This window comes from Pseudomonas cichorii, from assembly GCF_018343775.1.
Taxonomy (GTDB): Bacteria; Pseudomonadota; Gammaproteobacteria; order Pseudomonadales; family Pseudomonadaceae; genus Aquipseudomonas; species Aquipseudomonas cichorii.
Genome location: NZ_CP074349.1, coordinates 5,444,916 through 5,469,719 on the forward strand (window position 1 = coordinate 5,444,916; position 24,804 = coordinate 5,469,719).

General features: G+C 57.6%; 23 protein-coding genes. 13 read left to right on the forward strand and 10 right to left on the reverse strand.

The genetic code is table 11. The annotated features are described in order from the left end of the window. Window positions 1-26: 26 nt before the first annotated feature. Window positions 27-353, reverse strand: a complete 327-nt coding sequence (locus KGD89_RS23505; protein WP_074569166.1) for a thioredoxin family protein — start codon at window positions 351-353, stop codon at window positions 27-29. A gap of 229 nt (window positions 354-582) precedes the next feature. Between KGD89_RS23505 and KGD89_RS23510 the strand changes: the two genes are divergently transcribed. Continuing rightward, window positions 583-1,704 carry a sensor histidine kinase gene (locus tag KGD89_RS23510; RefSeq protein ID WP_025262175.1) on the forward strand — a complete coding sequence of 374 codons (1,122 nt, stop codon included), beginning with the start codon at window positions 583-585 and terminating at the stop codon, window positions 1,702-1,704. A gap of 39 nt (window positions 1,705-1,743) precedes the next feature. Here the strand turns inward: KGD89_RS23510 and cbpA are convergent, their stop codons facing one another. Next, window positions 1,744-2,694, reverse strand: a complete 951-nt coding sequence (gene cbpA, locus KGD89_RS23515; protein WP_025262176.1) for a curved DNA-binding protein — start codon at window positions 2,692-2,694, stop codon at window positions 1,744-1,746. 311 nt (window positions 2,695-3,005) lie between these two features. Continuing rightward, window positions 3,006-4,670: a DUF4153 domain-containing protein gene (locus tag KGD89_RS23520; RefSeq protein WP_025262177.1), complete on the reverse strand. Its 1,665-nt coding sequence runs from the start codon at window positions 4,668-4,670 to the stop codon at window positions 3,006-3,008. A gap of 155 nt (window positions 4,671-4,825) precedes the next feature. Here KGD89_RS23520 and KGD89_RS23525 point away from each other — a divergent pair, with 155 nt between their 5' ends. Further along, on the forward strand, window positions 4,826-6,091 hold the full coding sequence (locus KGD89_RS23525) for an Hsp70 family protein (RefSeq protein WP_025262178.1): 1,266 nt from the start codon (window positions 4,826-4,828) through the stop codon (window positions 6,089-6,091). Between the two features lie 84 nt (window positions 6,092-6,175). Here the strand turns inward: KGD89_RS23525 and KGD89_RS23530 are convergent, their stop codons facing one another. Together KGD89_RS23530 and KGD89_RS23535 are read right to left on the reverse strand one after the other, a co-directional pair. Next, a complete protein-coding gene (locus KGD89_RS23530) occupies window positions 6,176-7,186 on the reverse strand; it encodes an AI-2E family transporter (RefSeq protein ID WP_025262179.1) in 1,011 nt (336 codons plus the stop codon). 188 nt (window positions 7,187-7,374) lie between these two features. Then, a complete protein-coding gene (locus KGD89_RS23535; RefSeq protein WP_025262180.1) occupies window positions 7,375-7,665 on the reverse strand; it encodes a PsiF family protein in 291 nt (96 codons plus the stop codon). Between the two features lie 134 nt (window positions 7,666-7,799). Here KGD89_RS23535 and KGD89_RS23540 point away from each other — a divergent pair, with 134 nt between their 5' ends. Then, on the forward strand, window positions 7,800-8,678 hold the full coding sequence (locus KGD89_RS23540) for a DMT family transporter (RefSeq protein ID WP_025262181.1): 879 nt from the start codon (window positions 7,800-7,802) through the stop codon (window positions 8,676-8,678). Here the strand turns inward: KGD89_RS23540 and KGD89_RS23545 are convergent. Then, entirely contained in the window at window positions 8,675-9,565 is an 891-nt protein-coding gene (locus KGD89_RS23545) for an esterase/lipase family protein (RefSeq protein WP_025262182.1), read from the reverse strand. The genes KGD89_RS23540 and KGD89_RS23545 overlap by 4 nt on opposite strands. Before the next feature lie 177 nt (window positions 9,566-9,742). On the opposite strand from KGD89_RS23545, the gene osmE reads away from it, so the two are divergent. Further along, on the forward strand, window positions 9,743-10,081 hold the full coding sequence (gene osmE, locus KGD89_RS23550; RefSeq protein WP_025262183.1) for an osmotically-inducible lipoprotein OsmE: 339 nt from the start codon (window positions 9,743-9,745) through the stop codon (window positions 10,079-10,081). Between the two features lie 152 nt (window positions 10,082-10,233). Here the strand turns inward: osmE and KGD89_RS23555 are convergent, their stop codons facing one another. The 3 genes from KGD89_RS23555 to KGD89_RS26580 form a co-directional block, all read right to left on the reverse strand. Then, window positions 10,234-10,971 (reverse strand): hypothetical protein, encoded by a 738-nt coding sequence (locus KGD89_RS23555; RefSeq protein ID WP_025262184.1) that lies wholly within the window; start codon window positions 10,969-10,971, stop codon window positions 10,234-10,236. Window positions 10,972-10,980: 9 nt separating this feature from the next. Next, window positions 10,981-14,367: a T6SS effector BTH_I2691 family protein gene (locus KGD89_RS23560; protein ID WP_025262185.1), complete on the reverse strand. Its 3,387-nt coding sequence runs from the start codon at window positions 14,365-14,367 to the stop codon at window positions 10,981-10,983. A 429-nt stretch (window positions 14,368-14,796) separates the two neighbouring features. Further along, window positions 14,797-14,883, reverse strand: a complete 87-nt coding sequence (locus KGD89_RS26580; protein WP_442963079.1) for a small membrane protein YohP — start codon at window positions 14,881-14,883, stop codon at window positions 14,797-14,799. 205 nt (window positions 14,884-15,088) lie between these two features. Here KGD89_RS26580 and KGD89_RS23570 point away from each other — a divergent pair, with 205 nt between their 5' ends. Further along, window positions 15,089-15,622 (forward strand): ferritin-like domain-containing protein, encoded by a 534-nt coding sequence (locus KGD89_RS23570; RefSeq protein ID WP_025262186.1) that lies wholly within the window; start codon window positions 15,089-15,091, stop codon window positions 15,620-15,622. A gap of 85 nt (window positions 15,623-15,707) precedes the next feature. Here KGD89_RS23570 and KGD89_RS23575 read toward each other — a convergent pair whose 3' ends face one another. Continuing rightward, a complete protein-coding gene (locus tag KGD89_RS23575; protein ID WP_025262187.1) occupies window positions 15,708-17,774 on the reverse strand; it encodes an AsmA family protein in 2,067 nt (688 codons plus the stop codon). 226 nt (window positions 17,775-18,000) lie between these two features. Between KGD89_RS23575 and KGD89_RS23580 the strand changes: the two genes are divergently transcribed. From KGD89_RS23580 to pqqB, 8 genes are all read left to right on the forward strand, one after another. Further along, window positions 18,001-18,633, forward strand: coding sequence for a TetR family transcriptional regulator (locus KGD89_RS23580; protein WP_025262188.1), 633 nt, complete (start codon window positions 18,001-18,003; stop codon window positions 18,631-18,633). Between the two features lie 181 nt (window positions 18,634-18,814). After that, complete coding sequence (ureE, locus tag KGD89_RS23585) at window positions 18,815-19,315, forward strand: urease accessory protein UreE (RefSeq protein WP_025262189.1); 501 nt, start codon at window positions 18,815-18,817, stop codon at window positions 19,313-19,315. Further along, window positions 19,312-19,986: an urease accessory protein UreF gene (locus KGD89_RS23590; protein ID WP_025262190.1), complete on the forward strand. Its 675-nt coding sequence runs from the start codon at window positions 19,312-19,314 to the stop codon at window positions 19,984-19,986. Before ureE ends, KGD89_RS23590 begins: the two co-directional genes overlap by 4 nt. A gap of 17 nt (window positions 19,987-20,003) precedes the next feature. Then, window positions 20,004-20,621 (forward strand): urease accessory protein UreG, encoded by a 618-nt coding sequence (ureG, locus tag KGD89_RS23595; RefSeq protein WP_025262191.1) that lies wholly within the window; start codon window positions 20,004-20,006, stop codon window positions 20,619-20,621. A gap of 26 nt (window positions 20,622-20,647) precedes the next feature. Then, window positions 20,648-21,220 (forward strand): HupE/UreJ family protein, encoded by a 573-nt coding sequence (locus tag KGD89_RS23600; RefSeq protein ID WP_025262192.1) that lies wholly within the window; start codon window positions 20,648-20,650, stop codon window positions 21,218-21,220. A gap of 61 nt (window positions 21,221-21,281) precedes the next feature. Continuing rightward, the gene (gene pqqF, locus KGD89_RS23605; RefSeq protein ID WP_038400068.1) at window positions 21,282-23,549 is read left to right on the forward strand and encodes a pyrroloquinoline quinone biosynthesis protein PqqF; all 2,268 of its coding nucleotides are present in this window, start codon (window positions 21,282-21,284) and stop codon (window positions 23,547-23,549) included. 170 nt (window positions 23,550-23,719) lie between these two features. Then, the gene (gene pqqA / locus KGD89_RS23610; protein WP_008365141.1) at window positions 23,720-23,791 is read left to right on the forward strand and encodes a pyrroloquinoline quinone precursor peptide PqqA; all 72 of its coding nucleotides are present in this window, start codon (window positions 23,720-23,722) and stop codon (window positions 23,789-23,791) included. Between the two features lie 96 nt (window positions 23,792-23,887). Beyond that, window positions 23,888-24,799 carry a pyrroloquinoline quinone biosynthesis protein PqqB gene (pqqB, locus tag KGD89_RS23615; protein WP_025262193.1) on the forward strand — a complete coding sequence of 304 codons (912 nt, stop codon included), beginning with the start codon at window positions 23,888-23,890 and terminating at the stop codon, window positions 24,797-24,799. Window positions 24,800-24,804 lie beyond the last annotated feature (5 nt).

Below are 24,804 nucleotides of genomic sequence, written 5' to 3' on the forward strand. Positions count from 1 at the left end.
TTCCTTCAGGAAGGCCCTTTTGGTTTTCAGTCTTCCAGGAGCCTCTCGATTTCCTGTTCGTAATCGTCCTGCTCGTGAACGCCGCTCATTCTCGACACCTCAGCACCGTTCCTGAAAAAAATGACCGTGGGCACGCTGTCTACGGCGAAGTTCTCGACAGTCGCTTCATTACTGCCTGTATCCACCCGAAGGATCAATACCTGATCATCGAACGCTGTCGCGAGGTCATCGATGATCCGGCTGGTCAGGGCGCTGTCACTACTGCCCGACGCACTGAATTCGGCCAATACGAGCCTGTCCGTGGTAAATATCTGATCCTGAAAGCTGTCATCATCAACATTCATAACGCTCATGATTCAATTTCTCCTATTTGATCTACAGGAGCGGGATGTACGCGATACCTCATTCACAAAACGTCTTCATCGCTAGCGAGTAACCTATAACTGCCCTCACACCTCGTCTACCTGTCAGAAATGACAGTATCCGCCTCTTCAAAGGCGTCAGACGGCTGTTTGTCGGACAAGGTAAAAACGGTAATATGCCCGGCACCCCCTCATTACCCCTGAAGCAAGGTAACCGACAATGCGACTATCTGAATTCATCGTCGCTCATGTAGATAGCATCGTCGATGAATGGGAAGACTTCGCCAAGACGCTGAAACCGGCGGCCGACACCATGAATCGTGTCGAACTGCGCGACCATGCCAAGTCGATTCTGCTGGCGGCCGCCAGAGACATGGAAGCGGTCCTGAGCAAGCGCGCCCAAGCCATCAAGGCTCCCAAGTCCGCGCTGAACCTCGATGAAGCAGCCGCCAGCCATGGTGAACTGCGGCACACCGTAGGCTTCGACCTGGTGCAGATGACCTCCGAGTTTCGCCACTTGCGCGCCAGTGTCATCCGGCTGTGGAGCGAAAGCCTGAGCGCACCGGAGCCGACCGCGTTCGAGGACATGATCCGTTTCAACGAAGTCATCGACGAAGCCCTGGCTGAATCCACGGCAGCCTACGTCGAACAGGTCACCCGTTCCCGGGACATGTTTCTGGCCATTCTCGGTCATGACCTGCGGGCACCGTTGCAGGCCGTCAGCATGTCCACGGAAATGCTGATGCGCAAAGAACAGCAGGATGAAAAGACGCTCGCCTATATTTCCCAGATCAAGAGCAGTACACGCCACATGGGCGTCATGGTCGGAGATTTGCTGGAGTTCGTACGCAGCCGCCTGGGTGCCAGTCTGCCGGTCGAGCGCAAACCCATGGATCTGGCAGCCGCCTGCCGTGAAGCCATCGAAGAAGCCTGTGCCGGGCAGCCGACCAGCACACCGCATCTGAAAATCGAGGGTAATACCCGAGGCGAATGGGACAGCTCAAGAATCGGTCAACTGCTGCAGAACCTGATCGGCAATGCACTGCAGCACGGAACCGCAAACCACGAAGTCACCGTCAAGGTCACTGGCTGGGAAAACAGCGTGGAACTGATCGTCCACAACGACGGCGAGCCCATTGCCGAAGAGGCCATCGGCACGATTTTCGATCCGATGGTGCGCAGCGTGAATCATGACTCGGACACCCGGCAGCCCTCGACCAGCCTCGGTCTGGGACTGTTCATCGTCAAGGAAGTGGTGAACGCTCATGCGGGCAGCATCACCGTGACCTCGAACATCGGTGAGGGAACCACCTTTACCGTGGTCTTGCCACGCGGCGTCTGAACATTCAGGTGGCCGTTCATCGACCACCTGACAGACGACTCAATTACCCCACTGACTCCGCGGATCGAAGGCAGCCTTGTCGGCCAGTTTCTGCCAGAGCGCCTTGGTGGCCTCGTCGACCGTGCGGGGCATGACAATCTTGAGCTGAGCGTACAGATCGCCACGCTCGCCTTTCTTGTCCAGCAGGCCATTGCCCTTGATGCGCAGGCGCTGACCGTTCTGACTTTCCGGCCGGATGGTCAGGTTGATCTTGCCGGTCAGGGTCGGCACCGCGACCTTGGCACCCAGCGCCGCTTCCCATGGAGCCAGCGGCACGGTAATGATCAGGTCATGGTTCTCCACCTCGAACATCGGATGCGGTGCCAGACGGATGATCAGGTAAAGATCACCGTTCTCGCCACCTGCAACACCCGGCGCGCCCTGGCCCTTGAGGCGGATACGCTCGCCATCCACGACTCCGGCAGGAATCTTCACGTTCAGGGTCTTGGTGATATCCGCCATGCGCTGCCCGTTGGGGCTGTGCTGAGGAACCTTGAAGCTGACCTGCTTGGATTCGCCCGACAGGGTTTCTTCCAGGAAGATCGCAAGCTCCATCTCCACGTCCTGCCCCTTGCGCCCCTGGTTACGCGAACGGCCACCCTGCTGCTGGGCACGACCGCCGAAGATCGAACTGAAGAACTCGGAGAAGTCCGTGGTATCGCCACCAAAACCACCGCCGCCCGCGCCTGCACGGCTCTGCCAGCCGGGAGGCGGCTGGAAAGGCCGGCCCTGACGTCCGTACTTGCGCAACTCGTCATATTCGGCGCGCTTTTCCGGGCTGCTCAGGACTTCATAAGCCTCCGAAGCCTCCTTGAACTTGTCTTCCGCGCCAGCCTCTCTGCTGACATCCGGATGATACTTGCGCGCCAGCTTGCGATAGGCCGCCTTGAGCGCCTTGTCATCGACCGTCGGCTCGACGCCGAGAATCTTGTAATAATCTTTGAAATCCATCTAACGATCACCCATCCCAATATATCCAGACGCACCCGACGTCTCTGACTGTCCTGTCTTGGGGTGGCGTCTGGAAAACTCAAGCCGCAGAGTGTATCCGCAAACGGTCGCAATAGATGACAACGCAACAGTCTATTGATGCCTTTACTGACTAATACCGATCAGTCAAGGCACAAACAACACCTGTGGGAGGCAGCTTGCTGGCGAAAAGACCTGAAACCGGAAGATATTCTGCGTCTGTACGCTGAGGTCGCCAGCAAACTGCCTTTCACAAAGTGGTGTATGACTTTGACTGATCGGCTTTCCCCTTACTATCGATTTTCTACGGGGGTATATAACAATCCGTCTATGTCCAAAGTTCGATAACGTGGCTCAACAAGCCTGGCTTTGCCCGCACGAATCAGATCGGCCAGGTCTTTACCTTTGTGAAACGGGCCATGCATTCTTCCGACCTCTTTCCACTGTCCGTCTGTATCCCGCTTGAAGAAAGACATCCACACATCAGTGGAAACCAGTTGCACCACCTCGTTCTGCCCGTCACTGTCCAGATCGACAACCCACATAGTGCATTGCACCCGGTTGCAGTTGCGGCTCCCCAATCTGGAGTCGGTGAACTGTTCGTAACCATCAACACGCTCCCCGATCCATACCAGATTTTGCTCAGGTACGGAAAAGGCTCTGTAGCGTCCCTGAGAACGGGCCCATGCGTCATATACCCTTAACTTGAGCACTTCACGGGCATTGGCATCCATATTCTGCGGGAGATGATCAAGATCAGCCTTCAAGCGGTCGAATGCCCTGAGCCCCGGTTTACCCAGCCAGTTGAGCAGATGATCGGCATCAAACAAGGCAGGCGGTGTCGTCCCGTCCATAAGGCGCTGTATCTGATTGCGAGCGCTCAACTCTTCCGGGTTCCACCAAGGGGTATGAATCGTGACCGTCATCACGCAAGCCAGCAGAGCCAACCAGGGATTGGTGAACCGCAGATTGCCGAGCCAGACATCCCCTGACCTCAACACCGCTATAAACGCTGCCAGACTGTATAGAGCAGCAATCACCACAAGCAGCAGGCCGATGACCCGCGATGGAGAAAGTCCGTATTGCTCGATACGCAACCAAATCGAATAACACGCCAAAGCTGCCAGCACCGGCAATAGCAGCAGGCTGGCATTGATCAGCCACTTGAGCCCCTGTGGGTAATCGTGTGACTGACTACCATCCTGAAACACGCCGTTGACCAGAAATACATTCGCAGCCACCAGACAGAGCAATATCGTGGTGGCACGACCAGTATTCCAAATCGACTCCAGGCCGGTGAACGGCAAGGTCAGAGTGAACAAGACCACGATAAACGCTGTCAGCGGTGCCAGAAAACGGCACAGACTCAACAGAATGCCACGCAGCATGCCGATGACTTTGTCGTTCTGGCGGCCTATGCGTATGCCCAGTGAAAACACCATACACAGGCTGACAATGTTGAAATTCCGGGTTTTGATGACCTCTTTGAACACTTCGATGCCAATCATGTGAAACAGGCTGGCGCATAACTGCAACAACGACCAGAACAGCCCTGCCAGCAGCAGGGCAAGCAATACGATAAGACCATCGTTCCAGGCATGCTGGAACAATGACCGATAAAGCAGATGCAACCGGTTGCCCGATGGCCAGCTCTGGATGAAAGCAGAGCAGATGTAACCCACGATGACTGAGCAGAATATCCAGTTCTCATCCCAGGACCTCAGCGCCCTTTGCAAGGCCCATTCAGTCACCATGGCCAGTAACAGCGCCAACAGGCCGGCCAGGACCCATGCACCACGCTGCCTGAAGTTGCTACCCAGCAATTGCAGATTGACCCCGAAAACCAGGGCCGCCACAAAGACAGCCGTCTTATCGTGTTTCCAGGCAACTACCATGATGACGGCTTGTACCAGGCCGACAACGATATAGAACGGCAGGGATCCCTTGAGCACGGACATTCAACTTCCTTATTGAAAACGAGAGCATGGGCGCGCAGAGCGGCGGCGGATCATGTCACGGAAAATGCCGCAACTCCATTCGCCCAAGAACACTACGCATTCACGATGTACTCGCATACACTGCGCGGCCGTTTTTTGACTGGAACGTAAAAGACATGAATGACCAATCCCCGGCCCGTGCCTGCGGCATCGATTTCGGCACGTCCAATTCCACTGTCGGCTGGCAAAGACCTGGCGTGGAAGCGTTGATTGCGCTGGAGGACGACAAGATCACCCTGCCTTCGGTGGTGTTCTTCAATATGGAAGAACGTCGCCCGGTGTATGGCCGTCTGGCGCTGCACGAGTATCTGGAAGGCTACGAAGGCCGCCTGATGCGCTCGCTCAAGAGCCTGCTGGGTTCCAAGCTGATCAAGCATGACACCAGCGTGCTGGGCACGGCCATGCCATTCAAGGATTTGCTGGGGCTGTTCATCGGCGAGCTGAAAAAGCGTGCAGAACGCACCGCTGGTAGGGAGTTCGAGCAGGTTGTGCTGGGTCGTCCGGTGCATTTCGTCGATGACGACGCCCAAGCCGATCAGGAAGCCGAAGACACCCTGGCCGAAGTCGCCCGCAAGATCGGCTTCAAGGACGTGTCCTTCCAGTACGAGCCGATTGCTGCCGCCTTCGACTATGAATCCGGCATCAACAGCGAAGAACTGGTACTGATCGTCGATATCGGCGGTGGTACCTCAGACTTCTCTCTGGTGCGCCTGTCACCGGAACGCCGCACCCACAACGATCGCCACGAAGACATCCTGGCCACGGGCGGCGTGCATATCGGCGGTACCGACTTCGACAAGCAATTGAGCCTGCAAGGCGTGATGCCGCTGTTCGGTTATGGCAGCCGCATGAAAAGCGGTGCCTACATGCCTACCAGCCATCACATGAACCTGGCGACCTGGCACACCATCAACGCCGTGTACTCGCAGAAATCCCAGTTGGCGCTGGGCAGCATGCGCTACGACATCGAAGATACCGGCGGTATCGACCGCCTGTTCAAACTGATCGAACAGCGCGCCGGGCACTGGCTGGCAATGGAAGTCGAAGAAACCAAGATCCAGCTGACCCACGCCGAAACCCGCCATGTTCCCATGGACCGCATCGAAAGCGGCCTGAGCGTGGACTTGAGTCGTGCGATGTTTGAATCAGCCATCGACGCGCAGCTTGAACGTGTGCGTGACAGCGTGCGCAACCTGTTGAGCGATGCTGGCGTGGGTGTCGAGCAAGTGAACACGGTGTTCTTCACCGGGGGTTCAAGCGGCATTCCGGCCCTGCGCAACAGCGTGTCAGCCATGCTCCCGAATGCCCGCCATGTGGAAGGCAATATCTTTGGGAGTATTGGGAGTGGGTTGGCGATTGAGGCCAAGAAGAGGTATGGGTAAGGGAGCTGCAAGTTTTAAGCTTCAAGCGGCAAGAAAAAGCGGGCGGTGCGCTTGGCTTTTACTTGCAGCTTGAAACTTCCGCTCCTACACCAACCCTTCCTTCTGTAGCTCGCTCTTGAGATACGCATAATAAATCGGCCCTGCCACCACACCCGGCAGGCCGAAGGCTGCTTCAAACAGGAGCATGGCCAGCAGCAATTCCCAGGACTTGGCATTGATCTGCCCGCCGACGATCCGCGCATTGAGGAAGTATTCCACCTTGTGGATCACGATCAGGTAGGTCAGCGCCGCGAAGGCCACCCAGATCGACACCGACATGCCGACGATGAAGATCAGGGTGTTGGACATCAAGTTACCCACCACCGGCAGCAGGCCGAGCAGGAAGGTCATGATGATCAGGGTCTTGGTCAGCGGCAGGTGAATGCCCCACAACGGCAGGACAATCGCCAGGAACACTGAGGTAAAGGCGGTGTTGAGCAGCGAGATCTTGATCTGGGCAAAGACGATGTTGCGAAACGCACGGCTCAGCAGGCTAAGTCGGTCAAACAGCGCAGCGGCCAGCGGCTTGCGGGTGTGAACGTCCGAGATTCGCTGCAAGGCGATGATCGCACCCAGCACCATGCCGATCAGCATGGTCACGAACATGTGGGCCGCGCCCTTGCCGATCATCTGCAACTCACCAATATGCTTTTGCAGCCATTGACCCAGAGACACCTGAAACTCGGCTGCACTGGCCGGCAGGTAGGCATCAATGAAAGGCGGTAACTGCCCACGGGCGCGGTCCACCAGAACCATGAACTTGTCCAGTGACGCGCCGGGGTTCTCGGCTTCATGCAGCACAAAACTGATGGCGCCGGCGAAAATCAGCGTCAGCAGACTGACAATGATGGTCCCCAGCAAGGCCACGGCCAGCCAGCGGGCACGCTCGCCGGAAATAAGGCGTTGCAGCCTGGGGGTCAGCATGTTGACCAGTTCGTAGACCAGCAGACCGGCCAGCAGACTTGGCAGAAGCTTGAAAGGCAGGATCAGCAGCAAACCGCCAAAGACCAGAATCCAGCTGGCTAACAACACCTGACGCGCAGAAAACGTTGGCATAAAGTCTCAACGGGCGGCACAAAGAAGACGGCAGTCTGCCAGCGTTCAGAGCCGAGGACCAGTGATCCGAAGGCCTGAACAGCAATAGCGCGCCCCTTGGCTGAAGCGCTGCGGCGGGAATCAGGCCAGAGGGCTTTGTTTCCCGCACCTGAACCGGCATTCGGACGGATGCGTCCCTCGCCGGAAAATTATTTCTTCTTGAGACAATCGCTCATGAAGCTCTTGCGGGCATCGCCCTTGAGGGCCTGGGTGGTGGCTGTCGCGTTGCAGGTCTTCATTTTTTCCTGCTGGGTTTGCGCCGGAGCCGGTGCAGCTTTCAGGCAGGTACTCATGAATGCCTTGCGCTCATCGCCCTTGAGCGATTTGGCACTGGCGTCAGCATTGCAGGAAGTCATTTTGTTCTGCTGCTCCGTGGCGGCAAAACCTTGGGCGGATACCATCAGACCAACGAGCAACAAAGAAATACCGAGCGTCTTCATCAGGTCAACTCTCCATAACGACCGTGCCGATCAGCGCAGCCTCAAAAGAGTGTAGTCAAAGATGTTGCGATGTATGTCGAGCCAAGAGGCCCCATCGGGTGGATAATCCCCTCAGGTTTTTTATCGGTTATCCCATGCAATACGCCTTTCCTCTGCTGACCATCCTGATCTGGGCAGCCAACACCGTGATTACCAAGGCTTCATCGCTGGTGATCTTCCCTTCCGAAATCGGTTTCTATCGCTGGTTGCTGGCGGGCCTGCTGTTTACGCCCTTCATGCTGAGGCCCGTGTGGAAGAACCGGGCGCTCATCAAACCGGTGCTAGGCAAAATCATCATTCTGGGCGTGCTGGGCATGGCGGTGTACCAGAGCCTGGCGTATTTCGCCGCCGGCATGACCACGGCCACCAACATGGGGATCATTCAATCCCTGGTGCCGATGATGGCGCTGGGGCTTTCCATCGCCTGCCTGGGCAATCGCCTGACTTTCGGCGCCCTGCTCGGGGCCGTACTGTCTTTTGCAGGCGTAGTCGTGGTGGTCTCGGCTGGCAACCTGAGCGCACTCGTGGAACAGGGCATCAATCGCGGGGATGCGATGGTTCTGGTCGCGGCGGCTGCCTACGCCGTCTACAGCACCCTGCTGAAAAAATGGCAACTGTGCCTGCCGCCCTTGCAGTTGCTATACCTGCAGATTCTGGTGGCAATCATTGTGCTGTTTCCGCTGTTCATTCTCTCGCCCAGAACAGGCCTGAACATGAGCAATATTCCCATGGTTCTGTATGCGGCCATTCCGACCTCGATGCTCGCGCCCTGGTTGTGGATGACGTCCATCATGCGGCTGGGGCCCAGCCGCACGACGCTGTTCTTCAACCTCATGCCCATTGCTACCGCGCTGATCGCGGCCGCCTTTCTGGGCGAACGACTGGCGCTCTATCACCTGGCCGGCGGAGCCTTGACCCTGTGCGGAGTCATCCTGGCAGAACGCTGGAAGACCCCGCTGCGGCAGACGACCTAAAGGCCGGCGGCTTTCAGGCGTGCGGCGTGGTCAAGGAAGAGCTTTACAGGGTTCGCACCCTTGCCCACAAGGCCGAAAGTCTGGTTGACGATATCGAAGTGGTCGAGGGGAAAGTCATCACCGATCACGGTGCCCAGGTGTGAGCTGAAACGCCCGACCATACCGTCGCACTGGCCCTTTTCCTTGACGAAGGTGCGAGCGAAGATCCGGCAGGTGACGTTGGTCCCGTCGATCATGTTGCGCCCACGATTGGTAACGCCCGGCTGCAGGATCCCGGACCAGGAGTAGTAACGCACCCCATTGACCAGTTCCTCACCCTGCCCGCCCCAGGTATGCGGCAGCCCCTGAGGGTACTGCCGGTTGAACAGTGCCACCCCGGTCGTGGTCAGGGACTGGTGGGAAGCCGAGATATTCATCGGCAGCTTCGGCCCGCGATACCCGGTTTCAAACACCGTGATTGTCCAGGACAGCAAACCGATCACCGCATTCACCACACGCCCACCCGCACTGCCTACCGGGAAAGTACGCTCCAGATAATCCGCCAGTTCGGAACCATGATTGGGACCGGCCACGGAGGTCACCGAAGCCACCAGGTCCGGACGCTTGGCGGCGACATAACGAACAGTCAGCGCGCCCTGGCTATGGCCGATCAGGTTGACCTTGGACACACCGGTTTCGCGGAGGGTCTTCTCGACGACCTTGAGCAACTGCTCTCCCCGTATCTCGGTGGAGTTGACCCCGGAAACCATCACTGGAATCACCGTCGCGCCACCACGTTCCAGCGCCTTGATGATGCCGAACCAGTAGGGATAGACCAGTAAACGCACAAACCCCAACAACCCGGGCACGAGCAGCAACGGATATCGTGTAGCTTGTTCTTGCGCCATATATGCCTCTCCCACGTTAGCCAATAGCTAGAACCTTAGCGGTGTTTGGGAGCAAGACAGATATATATGACAAACACACGTACTGCCCTATAGCCATCAATTATCGAACTCTCGCGCACCTTCCCGGCTCCAACCTCCATCGGGCCAAGAACGGCTCTATCATGCGGAGAGACAACGATGTACAAGAAAATCCTGGCGGCTACCTGTGTATTGGGGACATTGGCGGGTTGTGGCACCACTACCGTGCAGAATCCGGTGGACTTCGTGACCTATCGCGACGAACCGCTGGTCAAGCAGGTCGAAAACGGCATGACCCGACAACAAGTCCTGACAATTGGCGGCGAGCCATCGTCCACCTTCGAGCGCAAGGTGAACCCGGGAACCTGCAATAACTACGTGTTGTTCAAGGAAGGCCACAAGCAGGTCTATCACGTGAGCTTCAACGGCGATGGCCGTGTGAACCACAAAGGCTTCATGACCTGCGAACAGCGCGAAGCTAACGAACGCGCCCTGTAAGGCTAGTGCCGATCAGTTAAGGTCATAGTTCACTTTGTGGGAGGCAGCCTAGCGACTTCAGCATACAGGCGCAGAATATCTGCCGATTTTCAGGCCTTTTTCGCCAGCAAGCTGCCTCCTACAAGTAGCTCGTTGCATCAAGCACCGGCTTTTCACCACTCCCAGTCTTTCTCCATGAACTCGGCTGAGGGTGGCAGAACAGAGTGCAGAAATTGCAGGAATTGCTCGAATAACTCTTTGTCGGGAAAGCGAAATTCAAACCCCACCGTGATGTCTGTTCGGTGCGTGATGATCATGGAGCGTTTGCGATCCACCGTGACAAAGTTGTACTCGTTCCAGGGCAAGCTCTGTTCGTTATTGATTTTATTCTCCCAATTCAGCAAAGAGCGTGCGGCCCCGATTGAAATGGCGGCTGGGCCGATCAGAAATAGCAGGGAGCCGGTGACGAGGGCCACGCCGAGAAATAGCAGAATGGTGAAAATGGCGATGCCTTTGAAGAGCGGGCCTGCGAAGCTTGGGTAGTAGTCGTAATATTCAAGCAGTGCTTTTTGTGAGGTGACACTGTAGTTGAATATGGTTTTTTGCCTGAAAACACGGATCAGAAAAAACACATAACCATATAAAACCGCATAACCAATTACAATCACCGACACATCAACTTCGACTCTCCCCCATGCCAGCCACGTAACAAATAAAATCCATACCGTACTTACCAGAAAAATAAGCACCTGGCCTTTCATTATATCTTTTGGAGTGCCATTCATAGTCTTTATGGACCAGTCAAATATTTTTTCGCAGCCTTCCAACCCATCAAAATGATAAGCAGCATTTTGTTGTTCGGTATCATTCAGAGACTCGTCACTGAGCGAAGCTTTTTTCTCGTTGTGCATATCGCCTACTTATTCCGGGGTTGCAAGTGTCAGGGATTGGGCGCGGTGCTCAGCACTCACCAAAAGACGGGGTGTGGTTAATCCATCTGCTGTGCCATTCCCCTTCTTGTCGAGCTCTATCTGATAAAGGTAACCTCGCTCCTCTTTTCCAGGACTGATCACATCACTGGGGTACCTTATCTGCAGTTCGATATAGTCAGCACTCTTGTCAAGCGGTACCCAGACCTGCCAGACAACATCCTCGTTCTCGGGCATGATCGGAAAATGCAGTTCTGGTGGGCCTAAGGGTGGAGGCTCGTTGCTGACTTTTGTGAATTTTCTAATATGCGTGTACTGTCCGCGCTCTTCAAAGAGGGTCTTTATAGAGGATTCGATCTTGGCGACAGGCAGAATACCCAGAGGGCGTTTGCTACTGATAACGTTGAGTTGAATGCACTTTCCGCGTACGGCATTGGGGAGTTGAATCTGGATCCATGCGCCATTGGGCACGGCCACTTCCATGTAGTCGCCTTTGCCCAGATAACGCTGTTCATAAATAACCGTGCTTTTGACAAACACTTGAGGGCTTAGCTGGATCTCCAATAGAGAGCGTTTTTCCTCGATACGCCCTTCTGGATTATCTGCGTGACGGAATTCTATGGAGCGTGACCAGCAGCACTTTTTCAACCACCAACCAATGCCGTCTTTCTTGAAATAGTTCAAGGCCAGGCACGCGAGTAAATAAATTGCACCCACGACAAAAAGCCCCACCACAAACCATGGGTTCATTACAAAAAACGCCAAGCTTTTGGATACATTCAAACCCACTAACAAGTGTAAAACGCCACCAACCCCCATACCGATCACAGCAAGTGCTTTAATCACTATTGCTGTCTTTTCTTCGGGTGTTTTAGCGCTGTCGTGATCGTCGAACAGATCCACAAACTCCAACACTGTCGCCACCACCGCAAATGCCCCCAACGCCACCATCGTGACCCTGAACCCGCGAATCGCATCTCCCCAAGCGTTGTTTCCCTGAGTTTTCCAGTAGGCGGAAGAGCGATCCAGAATGCCTATGCTCTTGCCGTCAATCAGCACCGGCTTCGCCTCCCGAATCACCGCCCACGGCGCTTCAACAAACACGGCCATCAACAGATTGAAGCTGTACCCCAGGCTGTAACCGACCTTGACGATATCCTTGCCGCTGAAGTCGCCATCGCGGGTCAGGTCTTCATAGAGGAATGCGGTGTTGATGAAGTTGAGCAGGATAACGCCCCAGGTGATCCCGGCACCCAGGCCACCCAAGCGTTCGCTCCAGGCCTTGGCGCGGGTGTGCCAGTCCTTGGCGACGTCCAGGCCGGACTTGAAGAAGGCGCGTATTTCCTCTTGCAGCAACTGGGCGTACTGGTTGTTCTGGAAGTCCAGCAACCCCGGGATTTTCAGTTCGTGCAGGCGCAGGGCATCCAGTTGTGATTGCAGCTGGCGCGCCAGGTGTCGGCGTTCCCGAGGATCGAGGGGATAGAGCCAGTTAAAGCGGGTATCGTCGATCTGTTTGATCAGGTGACGTTGCTCGCGCTTCCACTGTTTCAGCTGGGAGGCGAGTTGTTCGTTGATGCGGATCATTTCCGGCGTATTGGCCAGAATCTGGCCGATCATGAAGTTGCGGATCAAGGCGACGAGGTTCTGGCTTTTGCCTAGCGCCAGACGGCTGTCCACCGGCACCCAGGCCAGCAGCATGTTTTCGGCAATCGTTTTGCCTGCTCCACTCGCCAGTTCGCGCAGGGCCTTGAAGGTGTTCTGTACCGGCTGTTTCAGCGTTTTCATCCAGGCCGCGTCGGCGAAACCCTGATGGTTGAGCACGGCGTTGAGTTCGCCCGCGCGGGTGGCGAGGTTGGTAAAGTCGCCAATGCCGCCAAGCAGGGCGTTGGCTTCCTGATCCAGGGCGTCCTTGAGGCCGGGAGAAAAGCCATAGCGCAGGGTCCCGAACAGGCTCCCGCCCCTGGCTTCCTGATCCGCCAGCCAGGCACTGGCCTGTTGGTCCTGGCCATAGACCATCAGTAAATCGGTCATGACGGTTTGCAGGTACAGCAGGGTTTTCGGGTTGGCGGTGTCGATGAACAGCTTGAGCGGGTCGTTGCCCAGGTACTCGGCCCATGTCTGGAAATCGGCCTGGGTGTCGCGGACCTGTTGCAGCAGGGCTTCGCTGAGGGGCAAATGATGGTGCAGATGGGCACGCGCGCCCTTGAGGTCGACTTCGCGACGCCATTTCTCGCGATCCTTCCAGGCCTGCCGGTCGTCCTCGGACGGGTAGCGCCCATAACGTGAACGCAGCGCATCGCGCATGTCCGCGCTCTTGTACATGTCCATCGTGCCCAGAGAGCCGCCCGGCGAGTTGCCGTGCATGGTCAGCATCTCCTCCAGGTCCATCTGATCGAAATACTCCTCCATCTCGTTCAGGTAGTGCTGGGTCCTGGCGCTGTCGCCACGTACCGAAGCGGGCAGTTTTTGCACATCGCCATTGGCCCCGCAAAGTGCAGTGACGGTCTGGGCAATCTGCAACGTGTGTTCGTGTTCGTGCTGCCAGGTTTGAAACGCGGCCTGATCACCCGCCAGTTGCATGCCCAGGTCATTGAACACACCCAGCGGGTCGTCCAGTGCAACCAGCAGCGAGTTGCATCTGTCCGGGACGTTGCCCAGCCAGTACACATCGGCCCCGAGCGGGTTAAAGACTGATTGCTCCGCTTGATCGGGCTGCGATTCGGGCCCGGCAGTCGGAATGGACGAGTCAGCGAAGCGCTTGTCTTCAAACACGTAATTCTTGTCGATGTCGGCGACGGCCGTGGCAAGCGCCATCAGCGGCAGCGCGCCCGGCTCGTTCCGGGTGGCGCAGAAGTTGGACAGGTCCAGAGGCTTCATCCACAGGGCACGGCTGTCGGCGTGTGAGCGCATGTGTTCACAGATGCGCCAGGTCCATTGCACCGGGGAAAAAGCCAGGTGCAGACGGTTCTTGCGGGGGTAAAGCAGGTAAGGGTGGCCCTCTCCATCGCCGCGGCGAACGTCCTGCCCCAGATGGGCCTGCGTCCAGACGATGCGCGTCAGGCAGGCATCGGACGCCGAAATGCTGTACTCATGAAAAGTCCCCGCCGTTTCGTCGACCACATAGACATACCCGTCGTAGAGCTGGCGCAGGGTGTAGCTGCGGGTCTTGAGGCGTGGCAGTGGGCTCCACTGGCCCCGGGCGGGCAAGGGCTTGAGTTGTGTGGGTTCGACATCGTAGCGCGAACGGTCCAGGGCATAGCGCACCGGGACAATGGCGATGTCCGCCGTCTTGTACAGACAGGCACAGGTGGCAGAAGACGGAGACTTGTCGAAGCGTGCTGCACGCCGCTCTTGCAGGGTGCCGTACTTTTTAGTCATGGGACGCGCCGTTGGGTGCGTCTTCAGCGGGTACTTGGAGGTGAAGCGTGATGAGGCGGTTGACCTGATAAACGAGCATGAACATCCCTTGTTCCCTGAGGGTTGCCGAGCGGCATCGCCCGGACGTGGGAACGGTCAGTATCAAGAGTCATGCCTGTTAATTTTTCTACATATAAATCAACAGCTTGAATTTAAATCTCATAAAAACAGGTTGTTTTTCATACCAAAACCCCGAAAAAGTGCGCAAGCCTGTGCGCACCTGCGCAACATCGTGCGCAGACGGTCGAGAAGCCCTGTTCATAAGGGTTGTCGAGGGTTTCAGGGGTGTTTTATCAAGGATGGGGTGCGCAGGTATTTGCGCATCAAGGCCTAATGCCTTCGCTCATCAAAAAGCCCGGTGCCTGGAGCACCGGGCTTTTTGATCGAGCGTTAGAAAACCAGCTTGAACAGAGCAATGACCACGATCAAACCAATCAGGAAAATGATGCCGACGGTGCCACCCAAAAACTTGAGCATTTTGTCTCTCCATAAATGAATGCCTCAAGTTAAGGACCACTGTGTTCTGCAGTCGTTTCTTATATTTTTTACATCGACTGCAAAGGTCGGGTTATCCAAAATTCGATAAAACTTTCTCGTTGTTCATCACTCACACCTAGTGACGATCCCGCCGAGCCCTTCACCAAGAGCGGGACGAAAACCTGATGAGCCATGGAGATAAATCATGATTTCTGCACCCCAGCTATCCGATGTCAGCAGCCTGCGTGAACGTGCCCGTCACAACGTTGAGAACGGTGCCGTCACCGAAGGGTATAGCGCGGACCGGGAAACCATCCTGCGTCTGCTCAATGAGTCTCTGGCGACCGAGCTGGTCTGCGTATTGCGCTACAAACGTCACTACTTCATGGCCAACGGCCTGAAGGCAAGCGTGGCTGCTGCGGAGTTTCTGGAGCATGCACAGCAGGAAGCGGAGCACGCCGACAAGCTGGCCGAGCGCATCGTGCAACTGGGCGGCGAACCGGAGTTCAACCCCGACCTGCTGACCAAGCACTCGCATGCACAGTACGTTGCCGGTAATACGCTCAAGGAAATGGTGTACGAAGACCTGGTTGCCGAACGCATCGCCGTCGACAGCTACCGTGAAATCATTCAGTACATCGGCGAATCCGACCCGACCACCCGCCGCATCTTTGAAGACATCCTGGCCCAGGAAGAAGAGCATGCGGATGACATGGCCGATATCCTGAACGACCTGTAAATCTTCAAAACGCCGTCGCGAGCAAGCGCCCTTCCACGGTTTGTGGGAGGGCGCTTGCTCGCGACAGGTCAGGACAGTATCAGTTTCACTTCACGGTCTTGGGCGCCTTGCCCGCTCTCATCTGCTCCAGCAATGGCCCGCACTGATTCGGTGTGCTGTCGCCAGTGGCGACCAGTGCCAGCAGCCCCGCCGCCGGGCCGACCGTAGCGCCCAACAACACCATGCCCGCTCCGCGCAACAGCAATGGGCCTGATTGCACGCCCGCATTGGGGCTGGCGAACGGGCCGTTCACGTAGAGTGGCGAGCGCAGCGAGAACACCCTGAAACCCTTGGACTCTGGGTTGATCTTGAGGTCCAGTTGTTCGGTCTTGAAGTTCGCTGTGCCGTCAATGTAGATGATTGCGTTCTCGGTATCGAACACGAACAGGCGACTGGTGGCCAGACCGTCCTTGATGCCGAAATCCGACGCCGCGCAGTTGATCTTCACGTCCTTGTCGCCAAACAACCTGCCGACCACGTAGTTACCCACGTTGAGCCCCGCAATCTCCATCAGGCCCCGGCTGATGGCGCCGTCGTTGACCAGCATCTTCAGGTCACCATTGGCGGTGCCCAGCAAAGCCGCAATCGAGTTACCGCGACCGCTGATATCTGCATCGCCATTGAGTTCACCGAAGCTGGTCTTCATGGGCTCGAAAGTCGGAAACAGCTGCTTGAGCTTGAAGTTACGCGCCGACAGCCTGGCCCGTCCTTGCAATGGCTGGGTCCGGCCATCCAGGCGGATTTCGGCATCCAGCTTTCCGCCCGCCACGCCAAAGCGCAGCGGTTGAAGGCTCAACTGACCGTCATTGAGCAACAGGTGCGTATACAGATCGGTAAAGGGCAAGTCCGGGCTCTGGACGATCCGTTTACCGGTGAACTCCACATCGGCATCCATCGCCCGCCAGCGGTCCGTCTGAAACTCTTCCACAGGCAGGACCTTGCCCTTGGGCTGCTTGCTCTCGCCACCGCGCTTTTTCTGCGCGGCATTGGAGTCGGCACCAATCAGGGGCGCAAGGTCGCTGAACAGTAGCTGGTTGGAAACCAATACCCCGCTCAGCTTGGGACGTGGCTGACTGGCCACGAAACTCAGGTCGCCATGAATGTCGCTGTTGCCGATCTTGCCGTTGAAGCCTTCGTAGCGGAAATTCGCCCCGGCGGCATCATGCAACCTGGCAATCAGGCGGCCATCGGTGGAGTAGGCCGGCGAGTCAGGCAAGGCAACGCCGGTCAGTGGATAAAGATGGCTCAGACTGGTGCCGGACAGTTTCAGACGCAGATCCAGTGCACCCAGGTTCTGCGGATCGGTCAGGGTGCCGGCAATTGCAATCTGCGTATCGCCGATTTTCAGATCGGCCTGCACCGGGAAGGGTTGCGTGGCGTCTTTCAAGGCCAGCAAACCGCCGACCTTGCCCGTCCCGTTGACCTTCTGCTCGTGATACTGCCCTTTGACCGACAGACCAAAGGCGTAGTCCTGCGGGACAGTGCCCTTCTCCTGGGCCTTCTTCACCTCTTTGCTGCCGACGATGTCACCGAAGGGGATCGGCTTGCCCAGCATGTCGATCACCACATCCAGTTGCGTCTTCAAGGTCTGGTCATTGAAGCTGACCAGCCCTTTATCGAACTTGATCGCACCGATATCCACCACCCATCGCGAAGGCTCGGCCTCGGGGTCGGACTTGGGCAGGTCGAAGACCCAGTTGGCGCGACCATCGGCCAGACGCTCAAGCCTGGCTTCCGGGCCGGTGAGGTCGATACGCGGAATCACGACTTCCTGCACCAGCAAAGGCAACAGGGCAAGACGAAACTCGACTTGCTTGAGCGTGACCATTTGCGGAGTTTTCGACCACTCGGGGTTACCCAGGCTCAGATCCTGAGCCACGAAATGCGGCCATGGCACCCAGGCGCGCCAGCCACCGGATTCAGGCTCGCGCTGCCAGTGCACAGCAAGATCGCCGTTAATGGCGAACGGACGATGCAGCGCTTCGCTGACTTTTTCGTTGAGGGTGGGTTTGATGCGGTTCCAGTCGAAGGTGGCGATCACAATGACCAATACGGCAAGCACCAGTAACAACGTGGCGCCTGTCCAGGCGAAAATCTTGCGGCTGCGCGTCATCGCACGTCACTCCAAAAACCAACGCCCCGGCCATGGAGCGTTGAATACGACATGTTCCTTCGACTGACAAAAGCGCCGAGGGTTTGCTGTGATAGGTAAATAGCACAACAGGTTCCATCCAATGGAAAAGGTAGCCGCGTCAGGCCATCCCATAAAAAGCCTTTCGACGCATGCAAAGCTCATTTGCTAGAGTGCAACATAGTCCAATCGTAGAACTCTTTACCTCATGCTGCCCCGCGCCGAACAGAAACAACAGACCCGAAGAGCCTTGCTGGACGCTGCGCATCAGCTGATGGAAAGCGGGCGCGGGTTCGCCAGCCTGAGCCTGCGGGAAGTCGCACGCACGGCAGGGATTGTACCGACCGGCTTCTATCGTCATTTTGAAGACATGGACCAGTTGGGGCTGGCACTGGTCAGTGAAGTGGGCCAGACCTTTCGTGAAACCATTCGCCTTGTGCGCCATAACGAGCTGGTCATGGGCGGGCTGATTCATGCATCGGTGCAGATCTTTCTCGATCAGGTGGCAGCGAACCGTTCGCAGTTCCTGTTTCTGGCCCGTGAGCAATATGGCGGCTCTCTCAAGGTGCGTCAGGCGCTTGGAGCCTTGCGTGAAGGGATCAGCGCCGACCTGACCACCGACCTGGCGAAAATGCCCAAATGGAAACACCTCGATATCAAGGCGCTGTCGGTGATTGCCGACCTGGTGGTCAAGAGCGTCTTCGCCATGCTGCCCGAGCTGATCGACCCGCCTGCTGCCACCCTCGCGGCCCATCTCACTCCCCAGGCCAAGATCACCCAGCAACTGCGTTTTATCTTCATGGGCGCCAAGCACTGGAAAGGTCTTGGAAGTAATGACTGATATCCATGTCAGAAAAATCGCACCAGCTTGAAACATAAATAAACACTCGCACCAAAACAGAGCAATCAATTGACGCTTTTCTGTTCAGGCCTCCCGTCACGCCTGCCTTTTTATGATTCCTGCACTGTTGGCAAGCCCCTTGCTCTGATTTGAAGCATCGCAATTAGCTGGAAACATTCTGATGCTGGTGATTCATAAAAGAATCGACCCCCAAAACGAGTGGGCCGCCGAGCTGCATTTGAATTTCGAGGCCCGCAGCAAAAGTCGCCTGCGCTGCTTCAGTGCCGAGAACGAAGACGTAGGACTGTTCCTGCAACGCGGCCAGCCACCTCTTCATGACGGCGAATTCCTGCAAGCCGAAGATGGTCGCATCGTTCGGGTCTGCGCCCGTCCCGAACAACTGATGCACGTGACCTGCAGCAGCACGTTTGAGCTGACCCGTGCTGCCTATCACCTGGGCAACCGCCACGTTGCACTGCAAGTGGGCGACGGCTGGCTGCGCCTGCTGGACGACTACGTGCTCAAGGCCATGCTCGACCAGTTGGGAGCCACCACCGAAACCATCGAAGCGCCCTTCCAGCCGGAACACGGAGCCTATGGGGGCGGTCATCACCATTCACGGGCCGGTGAGGAAGACTTCAATTACGCGCCGCGTCTGCACCAGTTCGGCGTGCGCAAGTGAACCGTGCCTGGGCGCTTCTGCGTCTGGCCAGCCCCCAGCTTCCGATTGGCGGCTACAGCTATTCACAGGGCCTGGAAATGGCCGTTGAGCAATCCATCGTGGTCGATCCGCAAACCGCTGCGCGCTGGATCGGCGATCAATTGCTGCTCAACCTCGCCCGTTTCGAGGCGCCCATGATGCTCGCCCATTGCACAGCCGCCGCCGAGGAAGACTGGGGGCAGTTGCTGCAACTGAGCGAACAACACCGTGCCAGTCGGGAAACCCGTGAGCTGCATCTGGAAAGCCGGCAGATGGGTTATTCCCTGCAACAGTTGCTCAATGGCCTGCCGGAGCTGGATCACACTGCCCGCCGCTTTCTGGAACAGACAAGCGAGCCGCATCTGGCCCTGGGCTGGGCGCTGGCCGCACGGGCCTGGCAAATCAGCCCGCAGGACGCGCTGGCGGCCTGGCTGTGGAGCTGGCTGGAAAACCAGCTGGCGGTGCTGATGAAAACCCTGCCGCTGGGTCAGCAGGCTGCACAACGCCTCACCAGTGAACTGCTGCCCTTGTTGCAGCAGGCCCAACAGAACGCCACAGCTCAAGACAGCCAACAGATCGGCAGCGCCGCTTTCGGTCTGTCACTGGCGAGCATGGCCCATGAACGTCAATACAGCCGGTTGTTCCGGTCCTAGCATCCATGGAGAACTCAATGAACAGCCAACCTCTGCGCGTCGGTATCGGTGGCCCGGTCGGTTCCGGCAAGACCGCACTGACTCTGGCTCTGTGCCTTGCCTTGCGTGAGCGCTACAACCTGGCGGTCGTGACCAACGATATTTATACCCGTGAAGACGCCGACTTTCTGGTGCGCAACGAAGCACTGGCACCAGAACGCATCATTGGCGTGGAAACCGGCGGCTGCCCGCACACGGCGATTCGCGAAGACGCCTCCATCAACCTGGAAGCCGTTGACCAGCTCAACCGCCGCTTCGAAGGGCTGGACCTGATCCTCGTCGAGTCCGGTGGCGACAATCTTTCTGCGACCTTCAGCCCGGAGCTGTCGGACCTGACGATTTATGTGATCGACGTTTCGGCAGGCGACAAGCTGCCGCGCAAGGGCGGCCCCGGCATCTGCAAGTCCGACCTGCTGGTGATCAACAAGATCGACCTGGCGCCACTGGTGGGCGCGTCTCTGGAAATGATGGATCGCGATACCAGGAAGATGCGTGGCGAAAAGCCGTTCGTGTTCAGCAATCAGAAAACCGGCCAGGGTCTGGAAGAGATCATTGCCATTATCGAGCGCCAGGGCCTGCTGACGATCAACGCCTGAATTCAAACCTCCAAGGAAACCTGCTCATGAACTACAAAAAAGCCCTCGGCGCCCTCGCCCTGCTGCTCACCCCCGCATTGGCCATGGCGCATCCGGGCCATGGCGATAACGGCCTGATTGCAGGCCTAGGCCACCCGGTCGGTGGTCTGGATCACCTGCTGGCCATGCTTGCGGTCGGCTTGTGGGCCGCGCAACAGCAAGGCGCCGCCCGCTGGGCACTGCCTTGCACCTTCGTGGGCACCATGCTGATCGGTGGCCTGCTGGGCTTCGCCGGTCTGGAACTGCCTGCGCTGGAAAGCGGTATCTCGGCCTCGGTACTGGCGCTGGGCCTGGCCGTTGCGCTGGCTGTGCGTCCTCCGCTGGCACTGGCCGTAGTGGCCACGGCAGTGTTTGCGATGTTCCATGGCGTGGCCCACGGCCTTGAGCTGCCGGACATGTCCAGCCCATGGGCTTACGCGGCCGGTTTCGTCGCGGCAACGGCAGCCTTGCACGCCGCTGGCTACGCAGTCGTGCGCGTACTGCCTCAGGCCGCTGCGCCGCTGGTGCGGATTGCCGGTGCAGCTTCGGCGGCAACGGGTGTCTGGTTGCTCGCAGCCTGACAGGGGTTCTGTGGGAGCGAATATCCGTTAGCATGACGACTTGTTTTCCGTGGAAACGGTCATGCTTGATATCCAGCGACTTGTGCTGCCCAATGGCTTGAACGTGGTGCTGTGTCATGCGCCACGGCTCAAGCGCTGCGCGGCGTCGCTTCGGGTCGCGGCCGGTAGCCATGATGTTTCACAGGCCTGGCCGGGGCTGGCGCATTTTCTGGAGCATCTGTTTTTCCTGGGCACCGAGCGCTTCGCTGCCGACCAGAACCTCATGGCTTTCGTGCAACGCCATGGCGGACAGATCAATGCCAGCACCCGCGAACGCACCACAGACTTCTTCTTCGAGCTACCACCCTCGGCATTCGCCCCAGGGCTGGAACGGCTGTGCGACATGCTCGCTCACCCGCGCATGTCACTGCCCGATCAGTTACGCGAGCGCGAAGTGCTGCATGCCGAATTCATCGCCTGGACTCAGGATGCCAAGGCCCGCCAGCAGATCAGCCTGCTTGAACCCATCAACCCGCGGCATCCGCTGCGCGGCTTTCATGCGGGCAACCGTTACAGCCTGTCAGTGCCCAATCCGGCGTTTCAACAGGCGCTTCATGAATTTTATCAGCGCTTCTATCAAGCCGGGCAGATCACTCTGTGCCTGAGCGGCCCTCAATCGCTGGCTGAATTGAAGGACCTGGCCACAGAGCATGGCGCAAGCTTCAGCGCCGTCGGCAAGGTCATGCAGCACACACCGCCGCGCCTTATCGATAAACGACCTGATCACAAAACAACCAGTACGCATCTGCTCTTTGCCTGCGAAGGCTTGCCGGCGAACACCGAAGAAGCTGTCGCATTTTTCTGCCACTGGCTGATGGAGCCCCACACGGGCGGGCTGGTTGCAGCACTTATTAGCCAAGGGCTGATCGATTCGCTCAAGGCAACGCCGCTGTATCAGTTCGAGGGTCAGTTGCTGCTTGATATCGAGTGCGTGGGCGCAGCGCCTGATTCATCCGGCACCCTGGCCACGCTGTTTTTCGACTGGCTCGCCTTCTTCAAGACCCGCTGGCCCGAGCTGATCGATGAATACCGTCGCCTGCAACAACGGCGTCTGCAAACCTGTGGTGCCCTGGAGCTGGCGCATCATTTTTGCCGCACTGCGTCCGGTGACGACCTGCACGCACTGAGAGCAGTGCTCGACCAGTTGAAGCCCGAAACCCTTCTCACCGCGCAGCCTGTGGATAACCCGGCCTGTGGACAAGTCGAATGGTGCCTGCCGACCGCCAATCCTTTGCTGTTGGTCGCAAGCACTGACAGTGCCGAAGCAGCCCTCTTTCTGCGCTGGCAGTTACAGGCCCCACAACCCCGATTGTGGCGGATGCTCAATGGCAGCCTGCAGAACCTGATCGAACAGGCTCGGCAAGCCGGTGTGACAGTATCTTTCAGCGCCTACGGCACTTATTGGGAGCTCAGGCTGAGCGGCATTCACGAACCGATGCCAGCCATCATCGAACACGCCCGGCAATTGTTGTTGCACCCCGACCCGCGCCATGCTCAGGCGCACAGCGGGCCAGCGCTGATTCCGATCAGAGAATTGCTCAAGGCGCTTCCCGATCAGTTCCTGAACATGACTGCCGGGCAATGCAGTGATGATATTCAGACAGTCTGGGCCAGTTCCCGACGGATCAGCCTTGCCGTTGGCCTGCCCGCCCACAGCCTGGCGCTCGTCAATGCCGCATTACAGGACATGCCTGGCGCAGTGGATGACACGGCAACTGAAGCGCCTTCAGTGCTACCCGGCAAGCGCTGGCACACGCTGGAATCAGGCTCACCGGAAGATGCCGTGCTGGTGTTCTGCACCGCTCCCGGCCTGTCCATGGAAGATGAAGCAGCCTGGCGTCTGCTGGCGCACTTGATACAGGCTCCCTTCTATCAACGCCTGCGAGTCGAACTGCAACTGGGCTACGCCGTTTTCAGCGGTTTGAGGCAAATCGCCGGACGAACCGGGTTGTTGTTTGGTGTGCAATCGCCCACATGCAGCGCCGGGCAGATTGTCCGGCACATCGAGACGTTCATGGGTGAGCTGCCAGACCTGATCGACGACGCCGACCTTCCGGGACTGCGGCAGGCACTGGCCGGGCAGTTCGATACAGCGACGATGCCCCATGAACAGACGGCAGAGCTGCTGTGGCAAGCTCGCTTGGCCGGGCATGAAAAGAGCGGTCCCGAGCCGCTTAAAACAGCACTGTTACATCTGGAAAAACACTCGTTACTGGCTGCCGCCGGTCAGTTGAACGATGCCAGCGCAGGATGGCTCATTCTGTCCAACCGCCCTGTTCCTGCGGCCTGAACGGGCAACCGCTGGTTGTAACAGAAATCTTTCATGAAACTCGCGCCCTGCCAAATCGTTAAATTAAGTAAGATAGCTTCCTAAGCATCTGAACGTATGTACGCGCGTACACACTAAGATGTAGTCACCACCCTGATTGAAGCGCTGCAATCACCTAGAAGGAGTCTCCCATGTGGACCAAACCTGCTTACACTGATCTGCGTATCGGCTTTGAAGTCACCATGTACTTCGCAAGCCGTTGATGTATATGCGGTGCAAAGCCTCGGTTCGCCGGGGCTTTTTTTATGGGTCGAATCATTTTTATTTCAGCGTTTCAGGTCACGCGGTATGGAGCTGACATGTACATCCAGATTCTAGGTTCCGCTGCCGGCGGTGGTTTCCCCCAGTGGAACTGTAATTGCGTGAACTGCGCAGGCTTTCGTGATGGCAGCCTTAACGCCAAGGCGCGTACCCAATCCTCCATCGCGATCTCCGACGATGGCGTCAACTGGGTCCTGTGCAACGCCTCGCCGGACATTCGGGCACAACTGCAAGGTTTCGCGCCGATGCAGCCGGGCCGGGCACTGCGCGATACTGGCATCAGCGCCATCGTGCTGATGGACAGCCAGATCGATCACACCACAGGGCTGCTCAGCCTGCGCGAAGGTTGCCCGCATCAGGTCTGGTGTACCGACATGGTCCACGAAGACCTGAGCACAGGCTTTCCGCTGTTCGAGATGCTCAAGCACTGGAATGGCGGCCTGAACTGGAACCGTATCGAGCTGCAAGGCAGTTTCGTCATTCCCGCCTGCCCGAACCTGCGCTTCACACCGTTCCCGCTGCGCAGCGCCGCACCGCCCTACTCGCCACACCGCTTTGATCCGCACCCCGGCGACAACATCGGTCTGATCGTCGAAGACCTCAGAACCGGCGGCAAACTCTTCTACGCGCCTGGCCTTGGCAAGGTCGATGAGGCGCTGCTGGAAAAAATGCACGCCGCCGATTGCCTGCTGGTGGACGGAACACTGTGGGACGACGACGAAATGCAGCGCCGTGGCGTCGGCACGCGCACCGGCCGGGAAATGGGCCACCTTGCCCAGAACGGTGCGGGCGGCATGCTGGAAGTACTCGAAGGCTTTACGAAGCAGCGCAAGGTACTTATCCACATCAACAACACCAACCCCATCCTCGACGAAGATTCCCCGGAGCGCGCCGAGCTGGTTCGCCGCCATGTCGAAGTGGCTTATGACGGCATGAGTATCGAACTTTAGGAGCC

Excerpts from the sequence above, each read along its gene's own strand:
- KGD89_RS23505 (WP_074569166.1), bottom strand. The coding sequence starts at position 353 with ATGAGCGTTATGAATGTTGATGATGACAGCTTTCAGGATCAGATATTT.
- KGD89_RS23510 (WP_025262175.1), top strand. The coding sequence starts at position 583 with ATGCGACTATCTGAATTCATCGTCGCTCATGTAGATAGCATCGTCGAT.
- cbpA (WP_025262176.1), bottom strand. The coding sequence starts at position 2,694 with ATGGATTTCAAAGATTATTACAAGATTCTCGGCGTCGAGCCGACGGTC.
- KGD89_RS23520 (WP_025262177.1), bottom strand. The coding sequence starts at position 4,670 with ATGTCCGTGCTCAAGGGATCCCTGCCGTTCTATATCGTTGTCGGCCTG.
- KGD89_RS23525 (WP_025262178.1), top strand. The coding sequence starts at position 4,826 with ATGAATGACCAATCCCCGGCCCGTGCCTGCGGCATCGATTTCGGCACG.
- KGD89_RS23530 (WP_025262179.1), bottom strand. The coding sequence starts at position 7,186 with ATGCCAACGTTTTCTGCGCGTCAGGTGTTGTTAGCCAGCTGGATTCTG.
- KGD89_RS23535 (WP_025262180.1), bottom strand. The coding sequence starts at position 7,665 with ATGAAGACGCTCGGTATTTCTTTGTTGCTCGTTGGTCTGATGGTATCC.
- KGD89_RS23540 (WP_025262181.1), top strand. The coding sequence starts at position 7,800 with ATGCAATACGCCTTTCCTCTGCTGACCATCCTGATCTGGGCAGCCAAC.
- KGD89_RS23545 (WP_025262182.1), bottom strand. The coding sequence starts at position 9,565 with ATGGCGCAAGAACAAGCTACACGATATCCGTTGCTGCTCGTGCCCGGG.
- osmE (WP_025262183.1), top strand. The coding sequence starts at position 9,743 with ATGTACAAGAAAATCCTGGCGGCTACCTGTGTATTGGGGACATTGGCG.
- KGD89_RS23555 (WP_025262184.1), bottom strand. The coding sequence starts at position 10,971 with ATGCACAACGAGAAAAAAGCTTCGCTCAGTGACGAGTCTCTGAATGAT.
- KGD89_RS23560 (WP_025262185.1), bottom strand. The coding sequence starts at position 14,367 with ATGACTAAAAAGTACGGCACCCTGCAAGAGCGGCGTGCAGCACGCTTC.
- KGD89_RS26580 (WP_442963079.1), bottom strand. The coding sequence starts at position 14,883 with ATGCTCAAGTTTTTGGGTGGCACCGTCGGCATCATTTTCCTGATTGGT.
- KGD89_RS23570 (WP_025262186.1), top strand. The coding sequence starts at position 15,089 with ATGATTTCTGCACCCCAGCTATCCGATGTCAGCAGCCTGCGTGAACGT.
- KGD89_RS23575 (WP_025262187.1), bottom strand. The coding sequence starts at position 17,774 with ATGACGCGCAGCCGCAAGATTTTCGCCTGGACAGGCGCCACGTTGTTA.
- KGD89_RS23580 (WP_025262188.1), top strand. The coding sequence starts at position 18,001 with ATGCTGCCCCGCGCCGAACAGAAACAACAGACCCGAAGAGCCTTGCTG.
- ureE (WP_025262189.1), top strand. The coding sequence starts at position 18,815 with ATGCTGGTGATTCATAAAAGAATCGACCCCCAAAACGAGTGGGCCGCC.
- ureG (WP_025262191.1), top strand. The coding sequence starts at position 20,004 with ATGAACAGCCAACCTCTGCGCGTCGGTATCGGTGGCCCGGTCGGTTCC.
- KGD89_RS23600 (WP_025262192.1), top strand. The coding sequence starts at position 20,648 with ATGAACTACAAAAAAGCCCTCGGCGCCCTCGCCCTGCTGCTCACCCCC.
- pqqF (WP_038400068.1), top strand. The coding sequence starts at position 21,282 with ATGCTTGATATCCAGCGACTTGTGCTGCCCAATGGCTTGAACGTGGTG.
- pqqB (WP_025262193.1), top strand. The coding sequence starts at position 23,888 with ATGTACATCCAGATTCTAGGTTCCGCTGCCGGCGGTGGTTTCCCCCAG.